A 14,731-nucleotide genomic window follows, 5' to 3' on the forward strand; every position below is an offset into this window, starting at 1 on the left:
ACTATAATTATCAGAATAAATCGAATGGTGAAAGTTTTGTAAAATAACAAAAAAAGAGGTGAGTTGTATGGAAAATCGTTCGCAGTGGGGAACGAGAGCAGGTTTTATACTGGCTGCAGTCGGATCAGCTATTGGACTTGGGAACATTTGGCGCTTTCCTTATGTAGCGTATGAAAATGGCGGCGGTGCATTTTTTATCCCGTACTTATTTGCACTTTTAACGGCGGGTATTCCGATTCTTATCATGGAATTCACGATTGGTCATAAATATCGTGGATCAGCTCCGCTTTCATTTTTCCGTCTGAATGGGAAAAAGACGGAGTTTCTAGGCTGGTGGGGAATCTTTGTATCCTTCGTCATTTCTACCTACTATGCTGTCATCATTGCATGGGCCATGAAATATACGGTCTATTCATTCGGCTTATCATGGGGGAAAGATCCAGAAGCATTCTTCTTCGGGGACGTCCTGAACTTAGCGGATAATCCTGGGGAAGTTGGAGGACTCGTAGGAGGCGTGGCATTGCCATTACTGCTCGTCTGGGTCATTTGTTACATCATACTACTTGGCGGAGTCAAGAAAGGGATTGAGTTGGCGAACCGGATATTTATACCCGTACTTTTCTTACTCTTCTTATTCGTCGTCATCCGTGCAATCACACTGGATGGAGCCATGGTAGGACTAGATGCATTCTTTAAACCTGAAGTCGATAAGTTACTCAACCCGCGTGTATGGGTTGCAGCGTACGGACATATCTTCTTCAGTTTATCGATCGCGTTTGCCATCATGATCACTTATTCTAGTTACTTACCGAAGAAATCAGATATTACGAATAACGCCTTTATTACAGGCTTCGCTAACTCTTCTGTTGAGTTATTGGCAGGTATCGGAGTCTTCGCAGTATTAGGATTCATGGCAACTAATCAAGGAGTAGATGTAGCAGACGTAGCTACTGCAGGTGTAGGGCTTGCGTTCGTCGTATTCCCTGAAATTATTAATCAAATGCCAGGGTTAAATGGACTGTTCGGTGCATTCTTCTTCCTTTCACTGACGCTTGCCGGAATTACATCACTCATCTCGATTTGTGAAACGTACATCGCGGGTATGTCAGATAAGTTTAACATGTCAAGACGTCGTTCAGTTACGATCGGAGTCGGACTGTCAGCGGTCATCTCCATGCTGTATGCAACGAACGGTGGTTTATACTTCTTGGACGTGGCGGATTACTTCATCAACCAATTCGGTATCGCAGTCATCGGTCTGGTCGAGGTCATCTTACTAGCTTGGGTGTTCAGAAAACTCGGACTGTTCGAGCAACATGCCAATGCAGTATCAGATATTCGTCTTGGCTGGTGGTGGAAAGTATCGTTATCATTCATCACACCGCTAGTATTGGGAACTATGTTATTCTTCCTAATTAAAGACAATATTGCTGAAAACTATGAAGGATATCCAACATCGTTCTTATGGACAATTGGATGGCCGGTTGCAATTGGTGCGTTTGTCATGTCGATCGTTTTCACATCATTAAAATGGAAAGACAACACAAGAATTACAACAGATTATGATGAAAATAAAGGGGGGCTATAAATGGATACAGGAATGAGCGGTTCTGCAATCCTCATGATGCTACTCGGCGTGACGATCATCTGGGGCGGTCTATTTATTAGCATCTTTTATGCTACGATCCTCAGTAAGTTCAAAAAGAAATTCAAAACCGAACAGTAAACGATGTACACCTGCAACCGGAAGCTTGGTTGCAGGTGTTTTTTTGTGAATTAATATTCGGGAAAGGGGAGTGCACCGTTGATCGGCACTGCAGGAGGGTGCTAAAGCAATGGGAGGGGTCAATGCTACACGTACAAAAAATCATCCACCACTGCAACGGAAATCCAAAATCAGTCATCCTATTCCAAATTTCTACTCGCTTACCTAATTGCTTGCAATGTGTGTCAACTATAATTGAAGGTTATCTGAATTTATGTTACATTGACATGAGTAGAATCTATCAACAGAATGGAGTCGGTAGCGTTGTCATGCAAACCTGAGACAGGAAGAAAATCTGAGCATATTAGAAAGCCGGATTGGCTGAAAATTAAGCTAAATACCAACGAGAACTATACAGGTTTAAAGAAATTAATGCGCGAGAAAAACTTGAATACAGTATGTGAAGAAGCACGTTGCCCGAACATTCATGAGTGCTGGGGCGAGCGACGTACAGCTACCTTTATGATCCTAGGGGCTGTGTGTACGCGTGCATGTCGTTTCTGTGCAGTAAAAACAGGTTTACCTAATGAACTTGACACCGCTGAACCGGAACGCGTAGCGGAATCAGTTGAATTGATGAATTTGAAACATGCTGTGGTCACTGCCGTAGCACGCGATGATTTAAAAGACGGAGGATCTGCTATTTTCGCGGAAACCATTCGTGCGATACGCAGAAAAAACCCATTTACTACTATTGAAGTACTACCTTCGGATATGGGTGGAGATAAAGAAAACTTGCAACGTTTGATGGATGCAAAACCAGATATTTTAAATCATAATATCGAAACCGTACGCCGTCTAACGCCAAGAATTCGTGCACGTGCAACATATGATCGTTCACTTGAATTACTCCAACGTGCAAAAGAAATGTATCCTGAAATCCCGACGAAGTCTTCATTAATGGTTGGACTTGGAGAAACAGTAGAAGAAATTATTGAGACCATGGATGATCTGCGTGCACACGACGTAGATATCATGACAATTGGTCAATACTTGCAACCAACAAAAAAACACGCTAAAGTAGTAAAATATTATTCGCCCGATGAGTTTGGTGAATTGCGTAAAATTGCAATGACTAAAGGATTCTCTCATTGTGAGGCGGGGCCGCTTGTGCGTTCAAGCTACCATGCAGACGAGCAAGTTAATGCTTCGGCTAAAGAGAGACAGCGCCAAGGTGACGAACTGCTGAAACTTGAAGGACAAGCGAGCAGTTAAATGGAAGTGAAGCAGAGAATGGTTATTTTAGAAAATATGCAGTATGAAATCGCAGAAGAGTTTCGCGATGGTTTCGATGAAGAAGCCTTGAATGAACGCTTTAGCGAAGTACTGTTAAAGTATGACTTTATTTTGGGTGACTGGGGGTATGGTCAATTACGATTAAAAGGCTTTTTTGAAGATCGTAATTCCAAATCCACATATGAGACAAAAATCAGTACTGTCCAAGATTATATTTATGAATACTGTAATTTCGGTTGTGCGTATTTCATCTTGAAAAAGATTGGAAAAGTGCTACCGGAGCCAACAGAAGTGGAAGTTGTAGAGGAAGTAAAACCTGAAATAACATCTACTCCAAAAGAGGAACAATAAAAATGAAAGCTTCGAGCAAAATTGCTCGGAGCTTTCATTCGTTTTGCAATAAATATGGTAAGATAGAAGTATGAAGTATATGAGGAGGAAGAACATTATGTATTTTGTAGATCAAAATCAAATTAATAAAACGTTAGTGTATATGGAGCAGTTACTCGATATTTTTGAAAAGGAAACGAACTGGCTACAAAACGATGTAAATAAGCTAGCTGTAGAGCGAATTGCGCATGGCTTGATTGAAGGAATCATTGATGTAGGGAATTCGATGATCGACGGATTCATCATGCGTGATCCTGGAAGTTACGACGATATTATCGACATTCTTGAAGATGAAAAAGTCATTCAACCTGAGCAAGCTCTTCCTTTAAAAGCATTCATTTCACTACGTCCTATGATTGTCCGCCAATTCGTGGAAGTCGATTCAGATAAAGTAGTACTATCAATTCGCGAGACACGTAACGAACTACAACAATTCCCGGGGCAAGTTCGAGATTACTTAACCAATGAATTAGGCCCAGTCTCAGCGTTTCTTCCGACTGAATGATGAGACACTATAAAGCTTATTGCTTCGATTTGGACGGCACGATGTATCGCGGTAGTGAACCCATTCAAGAAGCTGTAGATTTCGTTGCAGCGTGTCAAGCTGAAGGTAAAGGAACGTATTTTATTACGAATAACGCGGCTCTGACACGTACTGCTCAACAGAAGAAACTAGCGGATTTTGGTGTGAATACAGAAGTAGATTTCATCATGAATTCTGCTACGACATTGGCCCGTTATTGCAAACAGCATTTTGAAGGTGCGCATGTCATGATGATTGGTGAAGAAGGATTGCGTGAAGCGCTAGAACTTGAGAATATCCATATCACCACGACGAATCCTGATGTCGTTTTAATGGGACTTGATCGTCAGGTTACATACAATAAACTCGCGGATGCTTGTTTAGCGATACGTAACGGTGCTCATTTCTTAGGTACCAATTCAGACATCAAATTCCCAACCGAAAAAGGATTGGTACCAGCCAACGGTTCTTTCCTTAAATTGATGGAAGTGGCGACTGATACAAAGCCGCTCATCGTAGGAAAACCAGAGCCGCATATGTTGGAGTTTATCCGACAGCAAGGGATGTACGAGAAAGAAGACATGATTTTGATTGGCGATAATTATGATACGGATATTATGGCGGGTATTCGCTATGGTATTGACACGGCGTATGTCGCAACGGGCGTCACGCCTATGGAAGATGTGTTGAAGAAGGTGCAGCAACCTACTTATTTGCTAAATTCGCTTGCAGATTGGTTGAAGTAATGAAGAGCTATCTAAGAAGTCGTAATGCTACGGCTTCTTGAGATGGCTTTTTTGTTTAGGATAGTTGTAAGAGAATAGGCTGGCAGGCTGTTGGAGTCGGGATTGGCGCTTCGGAGGGGACGCTTTCCTGAGGGCTCGCGGTGAGCCAACCAGGTCGCGAGCTGATCCTCAGGAAGTAGCCCCTTCTAGTACAAAGATGTGCTCTCAAGGCTTCGCTCTCGCCCCAATCCCTTGCAATATGAGTGGGTGATACTTTCTGTTGTGCATTGAATATGGGATTGTGATCAGCTTTGTAAAGGACTTGAACAAGTATAAAGACCAAAACCACTTACACTCTATCTACAATAATGGGTACAAGTCCCATGACTATCAAAATAGGATTGAAGCGACTCCTGAAGGAATAGCGAGCAGTCGTAGCGTAGACGTTTTTTGCGAGTAAAAGCGAAGCGTTAGGAGCATGCACTTTCGTAGACGGTATCAGATGAGCCACGCCGTTCAGAAAGCGTCACCAGCTGAAGCTTCAGTTCCTTCGTACTCAGCGATTACCTTACTCCTGCTAATATAAACAGATTTCGCCTTAATTCCATTCAAAAAAGGATGCCCTAAAAGCGTAATAGCTTCTAAGACATCGCATAGGTTTATTTTTATTAGAAAAGGGGATTATCTTCAATGAACTGATAAATTTCCTTTGTCAATTCATCTGCAGTATCCGCTTCTACAAGTTCACCGTTCACAATTGCATACAACGTATCACTACATTTCGTACAATAGCTCAAGCAGCCGTATTCTAGTACGTCGATGTTTGGATCACGCTCCAACGTTTCGAAAACGGGGTAGGATCCATTTGCCAAATTACTCATACAAAACTCTACGATGGGATTCATCTTTCTCACCTCGCCTACTAGAAATGGTACTCTTTTTTTACAGAAGCGTCAATGAACATGACATATTGTGAAAGTTATCACAAACTGCTATAATAACAAATGAGATGCACGAGAAAATAGACATAGAAGGAGAACGTTATGAGAAAATTACTATTACTAGGTGCCGGCTATGGTAACATGAGAATTTTATTGCGTTTGCTAAATAAAGAATTACCAAGCGATATTGAAATTACACTTGTCGATAGAACTTTATTTCATAGTTTAAAAACAGAGTTTTATGCGCTTGCAGCCGGAACAGTTTCTGACTCGGAAGTACGCGTAGCAATCCCTGTTCATGATCAATTAAAAGTGGTCGAAGGCGAGATTCAAGAAATTAAGCTTGACGAAAAAGAAGTATTGTTGGCAGATGGTCAAGCACTTGCATATGACGAATTAGTCATCGGACTAGGTAGTGAAGATAACTACCACAACGTACCTGGAGCTGCTGAACATACGCTAAGTATCCAAACAATCGGCAAATCCCGCAGGACGTATCAGACGTTACTAGGATTAGGCGATGGCGCAACCGTAGGAATTGTTGGTGCGGGACTTAGCGGTATCGAATTAGCAAGTGAGTTACGTGAGAGTCGTCCAGACTTGAAAATCAAATTATTCGATCGTAGCCCGCGTATTTTGCGTGACTTCCCTGAACGATTGAGTAACTTCGTAAAAGATTGGTTTGTTCAGAACGAAGTAGAAGTCGTTGCGAATTCCAATATAACTAAAGTAGGCGAACATATTCTGTATAACCATGAAGATACAATTGATGTAGATGCAGTAGTTTGGACAGCTGGTATTAAGCCAGGCAAGGTCGTGGACGATTTAGTCATTCAGAAAGACCGTTCAGGCCGTATCGTACTCAATCAATATCATCAAGTCCCAAGTTACCGAAACGTTTACGTGGTCGGGGACATTGCTGCGCTTACACACGCACCAAGCGCTCAATTGGCAGAAGTACAAGGAGAACAAATCGTTCAAGTATTGCGCTCTACTTGGAAAGGTGAACCGCTAATGCTCGAAATGCCGGAGCTGAAACTAAAAGGCTTCATGGGTTCATTAGGAAAAAAACAAGGATTTGCGTATTTGGCGGATCGTACCGTTACAGGAAGAATCGCCCGTTTAATGAAATCTGGCTTGCTGTGGATGTACAAGTGGCATAACGGTTAAATATAAATATCTATAGGTCACTTCCATGAAGTGGCTTTTTCTTTAGCGATAATTTTGCTTTTCATTAATTGAATACAAAATAGCGGTCAGTTCAACGTAGAACGACCGCTTCAAGGAATGTATTGTTCTCAATTAATCCAGTAAATTATCAATTTATCCTGCTTGATAACCATGTGTTTCTAATGCGTTAAATACAGGTTTCAGTTGAATATGACCTTCACCGATCATTTCGTCATTAATCATGACAAGTGGATAAAAATACTCGTCTTCACGAATTTTCTCGACGATATCCTGCTGCCGTGATTCTGTTACTTCTTGATCGATATCAATATACGTAATAGTAAATGGTTGTGCAGGGTACTTTCTTGATATTGCCGCTTGGAGCCATTCATACGTATCTTTAGAAGAAGGTGCATTTACACAACTGGCACAAATGACTTCTGCTCCATATACTTCAATTGTTACTGGTGTTTGCGACATATTAATCAAACCTCCGATTCATTATTGGATTTTTTCTGCTTGGCAGTTTATAATAAGTATAAGGAAAGGAGAGTGTGATTACAATGACAACAGATACTAAATTATACGAACCGGTAAAAGAAGTGCTAGATAAATTGCGCCCATTCCTCTTGCGAGACGGAGGGGACTGTGAACTAGTGGATATTGACGAAGGAATTGTGAAGCTGCGCCTTTTAGGAGCATGCGGAACTTGTCCTAGTTCGACGATTACATTAAAAGCTGGTATTGAACGCGCATTACTTGAAGAAGTACCAGGCGTAGTAGAAGTCGAACAGGTTTTTTAATTTAAATAAATAAAAGCCGTGCAAATGAAGAAGGATCTTCTTTGCACGGTTTTCATTTTATAGCTAGTTTAATGAACGGTTTCTTCATCACGAATCTCTTGCCATCGATCTTTGGCCATTTGGATGACTGTAGGCTCGGTCGATCTTTTTTGCGTTTCAATTACACGTGAGAAGTTTCGGATGGCTTCTGCACGATCATGAATGCGCCAAGATAATTCTGCAATGATATATTGCACACGCGTTTCAGACATTTGTGTTCCGATATAATCACCTTCAGAAAATGCTTTGATGTACAGATCACGAGATATTTCCAGATAACGCATTTCTTTTGGTAGGTTTTCATCATTGCGATAAATCCAAGCTATACGCAACATCATCCCTGCCATCGTTAAATGCTTTTCTTTTTTAAAGTTGGCACTTAAATACGCTAATTTATAGGCTTCAACTGCTTGCTCTTTCGTCCGTTCACCTCCAAAGGAGCGACTACGCCATTTGGCAGTGATGTTTTTAGCGATCATCTCTTTTGTGCCCGGCGCGAAGTACGGAGCGAAATCATCAGTGAATGCAAAACCGCAAGACGGGCAAACAGCTACATTATAAAAAATAGGATTAATTTCCTCATCTATATAAATAGGTCTAAAATCGCTATCATGATCAACTACTCTTACTTGGCGAGAACGAATTTTAGTAGTAGGGAAATGCTCTTTACACAGTAAGCATTGCATCTTCTTCTCGTAAAACGGGCTGATTTCCACTAGTATCATTCCTTTCTATCCTAAGTCTTATTATACATTAAAATAGACCTAGTAGGGGGACTATTTGGTTGCATTGTGATGAAAAAGATTGATATGATAAAAAGAAAACGTGGAAAGTGAGTGGTATTGATGACGAACACAGTAGAGATTACAGAAGCAGCAGCATTTCACGTGAAGAAAATGATGACTCATAACGAAGAAGAAGGATCTTTCTTGCGCGTTTCCGTCAATGGCGGAGGTTGCAGCGGATTAACATACGGTCTTGGTTTTGCCCAAGAAAAAGAAGACGATGACATTTCTTATATAGCACATGGAATTCCTGTAGTGGTAAAAGAAGAGGATGCAGCTATTCTCGTAGGTACAAAAGTGGATTATAAAGAGTCTTTGATGGGTGGCGGATTCACCATTGATAACCCAAATGCGATTGCAAATTGTGGTTGCGGTACTTCATTTAGAACAGCTAAGAAAGCTGGCGCTCCTGCTGATTGCGAATAAGTCTAGCCATCTTAGTCGAGCAAGGTTTGATAAAATTACAGAAATGACAAATCACTAGTCTAAATTGATTATTTGCATAATAATAATTCTGTTGAAATACGAGCTCAAAAGGTCTACTATTAGTAATGAAAGTATGATTCTATTAATATCAAACTAAATGCCGGCACTGCAAAACCAAGTAAGATTGATTTTACACGTTCTCGGCGTTTAAGAAACTAAAAGGTGGTTCGATTTACGTGAAAAGACCAACAATCTTAGTATTGGGTGCAGGTTACGGTGGCTTGATGACTGTTGTGAATTTGCAAAAGTCATTAGGTGCAGATGAAGCAGATATCGTTCTGATCAACAAAAATGACTATCACTATGAATCTACATGGTTGCATGAAGCGGCAGCTGGAACATTATCTCCAGAACAAGTTCGCTATGATATTTCTAGTGTAATCAACAGCAATAAAGTAAAGTTCATTGAAGCAGAAGTTACTGGCATCGATGTTGCGACGAAAAGCATAAAGACGAACCTCGGTTCTCACACATATGATTACCTAGTAATCGGCCTTGGTTTTGAAGGGGAAACTTTTGGAATTCCAGGTTTGGACAAATACGCATTGTCTATTGCCAATGTGAATGCAGCTCGTCACATTCGTGATCACATGGAATATCAATTCGCTACATGGTCTACCGAAGAAGTAAAAGACGATAGCCGTTTGACTATCATCGTAGGTGGAGCAGGTTTCACAGGAATCGAGTATCTTGGTGAACTAGGAAACCGTGTACCTGAATTATGTAAGGAATACGATGTGCCAGCCAAAAAGGTTCGCATTCTATGTGTAGAAGCAGCTCCAATGGTATTGCCTGGTTTCGATCCGGAACTTGTGGAATATGCAGTGCGTCAATTGGGCGCGAAAGGAGTAGAATTCTCTATCGGTACACCGGTTGTAGAAGCAACTCCTGAAGGCGTTAAGATTAAAAAAGGCGAAGATGAGTTTGAATTCATCAAAGCGGGTACGGTTGTATGGGCTGCTGGTGTTCGTGGTAACCATCTGATCGAAGAATCCGGTATAGAAAACATGCGTGCTCGTGTAAAAGTTGAAAAAGACATGCGTGCACCAGGATTCGACGATGTATTTATAGTAGGTGACTGCGCGTTGATGATCAATGAAGCAATTAACCGTCCATACCCACCAACTGCACAAATCGCTATGCAACAAGGTGAGATGATTGCTAACAATATCATCGCGATAATGAAAGGAAACCCAACAAAAGAATTCGTACCGGATTTAAAAGGTAGCGTTTGTTCTTTAGGTGAATCCGATGCGATTGGTGTAGTATTCGATAAAAAAGTGACAGGTACAAAAGCGTCTTTCATGAAGAAAATGATTGACAACCGTGCACTATTTATGATCGGTGGTCTTGGGTTAACGATTAAAAAAGGTAAATTCAACGTGTTATAATGAATATAGAAAAGCACTCGCAGAGGCGAGTGCTTTTTTGTGTGCAACAAAATAGGTAACAAGTCAACCGTGGAAGTAGTTATAGTAGAGAAATTCGTCTGTCAAATTTTAAGAATTCATGACATCTGAAAAGAACGTTCCGTGTACTCTGTCTCATTCTATTGAAAGCCGTCTCATCATCCTGTAAAATGTTGAGGTGATGAACTGGAGGTTAGCAAGCATGCAAACTATATCCATAGCACAGGTGATGCTATCGATCTTGATATTTATCGTTATGTTTTTCGGTATCGGCTTTTTATTGAATATGCTGTTACGTATGACGTGGCTTATGGCTATTATTTATCCGATTATCGTGATTTTTATTATTGATGATGTGCCGATGTATGAATACATTACGAAGCCTGGTTTTGCTTTTAATGAGCTGGGGGCGAATCTTATGTCGCTGCATGCAGTAGATATCGTGATATTGGCGAGTGGTTTGGTCGGAGCGATTATCGCAGGTTTTGTGATGAAGGTTTTACGTAAGATGGGGTATCAAATGTTTTAATGCTTTTTGCTATGTGTTGATATGAAAAAACGGATCTGGACAGGAAGTCGTGAATTACGACATCTTGTGACAGTTCCGTTTTTTGCGTTGTTTTAGAGATAAAAGATTAGAGAGGAAGAGGGTGCCGTTGATTGACGTTCCAGGTGGACGCTTGACCATGAGCCCACGGTGAGCCATCGGAACTTGTCACCTTCCTCTTACGATCCACTAGCTTATTTTTCTCATTGTCGTGACGTGTAAAGACATCCTTCCTTACCAAATACGAGAGCCATCCGCAAGCGCTGTAGTAGATTTGAGGGCGTCACTCGCTGTTACAATATAACCGTATACGTAAGGATCGAGATAAGGATACCTGTTAGGGCTCCGAAGAATACTTCGTTTGGTTTGTGACCGAGTAAGGTTTTGAGTTCTTGAATTTTTGCGTCGTTGTCTTTTTTTGGCCAATCTTTTAAATCGCTGACGAATATTTGAAAGTCGGAGCGCATTTGGTTGATGATTAAGGCTTGTTGTCCAGCTTGGTAGCGGATGCCCGTTGCGTCGAACATGACAATAACCGCGAATATAGCGGAAATGGCGAATAGTGGTGAGTCCAGGCCAGCTTCGAATGCGATGGCAGTTGTGAGTGCAGTGACTGCTGCCGAGTGAGAACTGGGCATGCCGCCTGTGGAAGTCATGAGTCCGAAATCGAGTTTACGTGTTAATAAAAAGTGAATAGGAATTTTTACAAATTGGGCAAATAAGATGGCAAATAGCGCTGCGAGGAGCGGTATGTTTTCAAAAATAGCCAAGAGATTCCACTCCTTTACTGTCCGTAGTTTAACAATCAGTATAACATAATCTGGATCTACTCGTTATCAAACGAAAAATTATTTGTAGTTGGAAGTGCTAATCTGACTAGTCTATACTAGTATGGGGAAGGCGTAAAGAAAAGGGGAGGAACACACATGATAAACGTAGAAACAGCATCCGCAATTGATCAAAAAGAAGTAGAGGTACTGATTATAGGAATACCAGATCATCCAGAGAATGTAGAAGGCTTCGATGCGTTCGTTGAATCTTTCCATCCCTCATTGCCAGACTGGATCAAATCACATGACATTCAACAGAAGTTTAAGGCGATTACTAAAATGCCTGCGTTATTAAAGCAAAGTTACGACCGCGTATACTTTGTAGGCATTGGCAATCAAAAACAGCTGACTGAGCAGCCGTTGCGTGAATTATTCGCTGAGGTAGGGAAACAACTACACAAAGACCGTGTGCGCACTGTAAGCGTCTGGACAACCCCATTCTGCAATGATGAGATTGGTAGTGAGGATGTTGCGTTCCTGGCCTCTGAGGGTATCGGAATGGGCTCCTACACGTATGAGGGATTCAAGACCTCTTCCAATGAAGTGGATGTTCCACTAACTACTGTGACATTCATTACGACGGAAGATGAAGAACGTGTCACTGCTGCAGGAGAAGTAGGCATGATTTCCGCGCATGCAGTGAACGAAGCTCGGACGCTAGTCAATGTACCCCCAAATCTATTAACACCAACTAAGATGGCGGAATATGCACGAGAATTAGCGGAAAGCTATGACTTGGAAATCGATATTCTCGGTAAAGCGGAAATGGAAGAGCTCGGTATGGGAGCGATTCTTGCGGTTAATCAAGGTTCAGTAGAAGAACCGAAACTCATTGTGCTGAAGTACCAAGCAACAGAACAGTGGGAAGATGTCATCGGCTTAGTCGGTAAAGGAATTACGTATGACACAGGTGGCTATTCGTTGAAGCCTAAGGACGGCATGGTCGGCATGAAAGGTGATATGGGGGGCGCGGCAGCAGTACTCGGCGCTATGGCAATCATAGGGGAGTCACGGCCGAAGAAAAACGTGATTGCGGTCATTGCTTCTTCTGATAACATGATTTCTGGTGAAGCATTCAAGCCGGACGATGTCATCACGTCTTTAAGTGGTAAAACAATTGAAGTATTAAATACAGACGCAGAAGGCCGTTTAGTACTGGCTGATGCGGTGACATATGCGAAGCAAGCGGGCGCAGAGTATTTGATTGATGTCGCCACACTAACAGGCGGTGTCATTGTGGCGCTCGGTCATGATAAAACAGGTACACTGACGAACAATGATGCATTCTATAAGAAGTTCCAGGAAGCAGCGGATGAAACAGGGGAATTCATTTGGCAACTGCCATTAACTGAAAGCGATCGGAAACGGATTCGCAAAAGTGATGTCGCAGATGTAAACAACTCGCCAGGACGAGATGGTCATATGATCTTCGGAGGTGGCTTCGTTGGTGAATTTGTTGGAGATACACCGTGGATTCATTTAGACATTGCAGGTACGTCTGATGCAGCGAGTCCACATGCGCTCGGCCCTAAAGGCGCGACGGGTGTTATGGTGCGTACATTGGCAACCTTTGTAGAGCGTTTGGCTGCTGAAGCAGAACAACAAGAATAGTTCTATATAGGCGCTTTCCCCACACCTTCTTTCCGGCTAGACATAGGATACATGGAAAGGGGGAAGTTGGATGACAAGACATAGTCATAGAGGTGGATACGGTGGCGGTCGCGGTCATGGTCATTATGGCGGCGGTTATGGAGGTGGATTTGGTAGTTTCGGGGGTCCTTTCCTAGGTGGTTTAGTTGGCGGATTTTTAGGTAATGCTATTTTCCCAGGCTACGGTTACGGAGGTGGCTATGGTGGGGGGTACTATCCACCTTACTACAACAGCTATCCGTATTATCCACAACCGTATTACCCTTACTATCCATATTATTGAAAAAACACGCCGTGATGACTATTTGTCATCCGGCGTGTTTTTATCTGATTCTATGCGTTGTTCTATTACTGCTTCTTCTAAATCATCCCCAACCGTTAAATCGGTAGGTTCTACACCCGACATATAAGCGGCACGTGTCATTAAGTGCCCACCAATAGGAGAAGTGATAAACAAAAAGACGATACCGAGCAACAGTGCCACGCTGAAATGGCCTTCATTCCACCAAAAGTGGAGGAATACACCAAGCAGTAAACTCATAACACCTAGCGTAGCGCTCTTTGATGCAGCGTGTGCGCGTGTATAGACATCGGGAAGCCGTAAGATTCCAATGACTGTGACGATCGTGAAAATGATCCCCACCGTAACGAGTAACACAATAATAATGTCAGCGATTAGGTCCACGTTCGATGATCTCTCCTCTCTCAATGAATTTGGAGAAGGACACTGTGCCGATAAACGACATAATGGCGATCAATAGAATCGCATCGATGAAGAACGGTGTATCGAACAAGATGGAGAGCAGCGCGATTGCTGATATGAGCATGACGCCAATCGCATCAAGAGCTACTAGCCGATCTGGCACGGAAGGACCTTTCCATACGCGATATAGTAATCCGAGCATAGACAAGATGACTAGCACGAGACAGACAGAATAAAATACGTTCATCCTCGGCTCACCTCCATAATGGCTTTCTCGAATGTGTTTTTAATAGAATCGATTGCTTCATCCACATCGTCTACATCGATTGCGTGGATATACAGAGTACGTTGGTCGTCTGAAACATGAACGACGACCGTACCAGGTGTTAACGTAATTAAACTAGATAACAACGTGATTTCCCAATCTTTTTCGAGCTCTGTTGGCATAGCGAAGAACATCGGCTGCATAGTCGACAAATCCGGTTTAATAACTAATAGCAACACGGAAATATTCGACAAGATGAGTTCTTTTAGGAAAATCGCTGTTAATTTTACTGCAGACCAGATTCGCCAAATGTACAAGCGTCCACTGAAATAACGGCGTGTCATGATGATCATCAACAACCCGATAAGATATCCTATGATGAACGTAGAAGGTGTCAATGAACTTGACATGAACATCCAAACGACTGCAATGAAGAAATTTAATAGTATCTGAAAAGCCATTGA

At 42.1% G+C, this 14,731-nt stretch carries 20 protein-coding genes; 13 read left to right on the forward strand and 7 right to left on the reverse strand.

What is annotated here, in order from left to right; genetic code table 11:
- Positions 1–67: 67 nt before the first annotated feature.
- From CSV80_RS14050 to CSV80_RS14070, 6 genes are all read left to right on the forward strand, one after another.
- On the forward strand, positions 68–1,588 hold the full coding sequence (locus tag CSV80_RS14050) for a sodium-dependent transporter (RefSeq protein ID WP_099671249.1): 1,521 nt from the start codon (positions 68–70) through the stop codon (positions 1,586–1,588).
- Entirely contained in the window at positions 1,589–1,726 is a 138-nt protein-coding gene (locus CSV80_RS17385; RefSeq protein WP_232321250.1) for a methionine/alanine import family NSS transporter small subunit, read from the forward strand. It abuts the gene before it with no gap.
- 288 nt (positions 1,727–2,014) lie between these two features.
- The gene (gene lipA / locus CSV80_RS14055; RefSeq protein ID WP_083032970.1) at positions 2,015–2,980 is read left to right on the forward strand and encodes a lipoyl synthase; all 966 of its coding nucleotides are present in this window, start codon (positions 2,015–2,017) and stop codon (positions 2,978–2,980) included.
- A gap of 18 nt (positions 2,981–2,998) precedes the next feature.
- Positions 2,999–3,352 (forward strand): YutD family protein, encoded by a 354-nt coding sequence (locus CSV80_RS14060; protein WP_099671276.1) that lies wholly within the window; start codon positions 2,999–3,001, stop codon positions 3,350–3,352.
- A gap of 97 nt (positions 3,353–3,449) precedes the next feature.
- Positions 3,450–3,896, forward strand: a complete 447-nt coding sequence (locus CSV80_RS14065; RefSeq protein WP_099671250.1) for a DUF86 domain-containing protein — start codon at positions 3,450–3,452, stop codon at positions 3,894–3,896.
- A complete protein-coding gene (locus tag CSV80_RS14070; protein WP_233201599.1) occupies positions 3,893–4,660 on the forward strand; it encodes a TIGR01457 family HAD-type hydrolase in 768 nt (255 codons plus the stop codon). The genes CSV80_RS14065 and CSV80_RS14070 overlap by 4 nt, the downstream gene beginning before the upstream one ends.
- 647 nt (positions 4,661–5,307) lie before the next feature.
- On the opposite strand, the gene CSV80_RS14075 is transcribed toward CSV80_RS14070, so the two are convergent.
- The gene (locus CSV80_RS14075; protein WP_029054427.1) at positions 5,308–5,544 is read right to left on the reverse strand and encodes a YuzB family protein; all 237 of its coding nucleotides are present in this window, start codon (positions 5,542–5,544) and stop codon (positions 5,308–5,310) included.
- A 138-nt stretch (positions 5,545–5,682) separates the two neighbouring features.
- Here CSV80_RS14075 and CSV80_RS14080 point away from each other — a divergent pair, with 138 nt between their 5' ends.
- Positions 5,683–6,750 (forward strand): NAD(P)/FAD-dependent oxidoreductase, encoded by a 1,068-nt coding sequence (locus tag CSV80_RS14080; protein WP_099671251.1) that lies wholly within the window; start codon positions 5,683–5,685, stop codon positions 6,748–6,750.
- 153 nt (positions 6,751–6,903) lie between these two features.
- Here CSV80_RS14080 and CSV80_RS14085 read toward each other — a convergent pair whose 3' ends face one another.
- On the reverse strand, positions 6,904–7,230 hold the full coding sequence (locus tag CSV80_RS14085; protein WP_099671252.1) for a YuzD family protein: 327 nt from the start codon (positions 7,228–7,230) through the stop codon (positions 6,904–6,906).
- Between the two features lie 83 nt (positions 7,231–7,313).
- On the opposite strand from CSV80_RS14085, the gene CSV80_RS14090 reads away from it, so the two are divergent.
- Positions 7,314–7,553: a NifU family protein gene (locus CSV80_RS14090; RefSeq protein ID WP_029054424.1), complete on the forward strand. Its 240-nt coding sequence runs from the start codon at positions 7,314–7,316 to the stop codon at positions 7,551–7,553.
- Positions 7,554–7,621: 68 nt separating this feature from the next.
- On the opposite strand, the gene CSV80_RS14095 is transcribed toward CSV80_RS14090, so the two are convergent.
- Positions 7,622–8,317 (reverse strand): DUF2225 domain-containing protein, encoded by a 696-nt coding sequence (locus tag CSV80_RS14095; protein WP_099671253.1) that lies wholly within the window; start codon positions 8,315–8,317, stop codon positions 7,622–7,624.
- Between the two features lie 120 nt (positions 8,318–8,437).
- On the opposite strand from CSV80_RS14095, the gene CSV80_RS14100 reads away from it, so the two are divergent.
- The 3 genes from CSV80_RS14100 (at position 8,438) to CSV80_RS14110 (ending at position 10,801) form a co-directional block, all read left to right on the forward strand.
- A complete protein-coding gene (locus CSV80_RS14100; protein ID WP_029054422.1) occupies positions 8,438–8,803 on the forward strand; it encodes a HesB/IscA family protein in 366 nt (121 codons plus the stop codon).
- 236 nt (positions 8,804–9,039) lie between these two features.
- Positions 9,040–10,254 (forward strand): NAD(P)/FAD-dependent oxidoreductase, encoded by a 1,215-nt coding sequence (locus CSV80_RS14105; RefSeq protein ID WP_099671254.1) that lies wholly within the window; start codon positions 9,040–9,042, stop codon positions 10,252–10,254.
- Between the two features lie 220 nt (positions 10,255–10,474).
- The gene (locus CSV80_RS14110) at positions 10,475–10,801 is read left to right on the forward strand and encodes a YuiB family protein (RefSeq protein WP_099671255.1); all 327 of its coding nucleotides are present in this window, start codon (positions 10,475–10,477) and stop codon (positions 10,799–10,801) included.
- Between the two features lie 311 nt (positions 10,802–11,112).
- Here CSV80_RS14110 and CSV80_RS14115 read toward each other — a convergent pair whose 3' ends face one another.
- A complete protein-coding gene (locus tag CSV80_RS14115; protein WP_029054419.1) occupies positions 11,113–11,589 on the reverse strand; it encodes a divergent PAP2 family protein in 477 nt (158 codons plus the stop codon).
- Between the two features lie 156 nt (positions 11,590–11,745).
- Between CSV80_RS14115 and CSV80_RS14120 the strand changes: the two genes are divergently transcribed.
- Positions 11,746–13,260, forward strand: coding sequence for a leucyl aminopeptidase (locus tag CSV80_RS14120; protein WP_099671256.1), 1,515 nt, complete (start codon positions 11,746–11,748; stop codon positions 13,258–13,260).
- Positions 13,261–13,330: 70 nt separating this feature from the next.
- Positions 13,331–13,582, forward strand: a complete 252-nt coding sequence (locus CSV80_RS14125; protein WP_099671257.1) for a hypothetical protein — start codon at positions 13,331–13,333, stop codon at positions 13,580–13,582.
- 18 nt (positions 13,583–13,600) lie between these two features.
- Here CSV80_RS14125 and mnhG read toward each other — a convergent pair whose 3' ends face one another.
- The 3 genes from mnhG to CSV80_RS14140 are packed head-to-tail and all read right to left on the reverse strand — an operon-like array spanning position 13,601 to position 14,728.
- Positions 13,601–13,984, reverse strand: coding sequence for a monovalent cation/H(+) antiporter subunit G (gene mnhG, locus CSV80_RS14130; protein ID WP_037561991.1), 384 nt, complete (start codon positions 13,982–13,984; stop codon positions 13,601–13,603).
- Positions 13,968–14,249 (reverse strand): Na(+)/H(+) antiporter subunit F1, encoded by a 282-nt coding sequence (locus CSV80_RS14135; RefSeq protein ID WP_029054416.1) that lies wholly within the window; start codon positions 14,247–14,249, stop codon positions 13,968–13,970. Before CSV80_RS14135 ends, mnhG begins: the two co-directional genes overlap by 17 nt.
- A complete protein-coding gene (locus tag CSV80_RS14140; protein WP_099634499.1) occupies positions 14,246–14,728 on the reverse strand; it encodes a Na+/H+ antiporter subunit E in 483 nt (160 codons plus the stop codon). Before CSV80_RS14140 ends, CSV80_RS14135 begins: the two co-directional genes overlap by 4 nt.
- Positions 14,729–14,731 lie beyond the last annotated feature (3 nt).

It is taken from the genome of Sporosarcina sp. P12(2017), from assembly GCF_002743035.1.
Taxonomy (GTDB): Bacteria; Bacillota; Bacilli; order Bacillales_A; family Planococcaceae; genus Sporosarcina; species Sporosarcina ureae.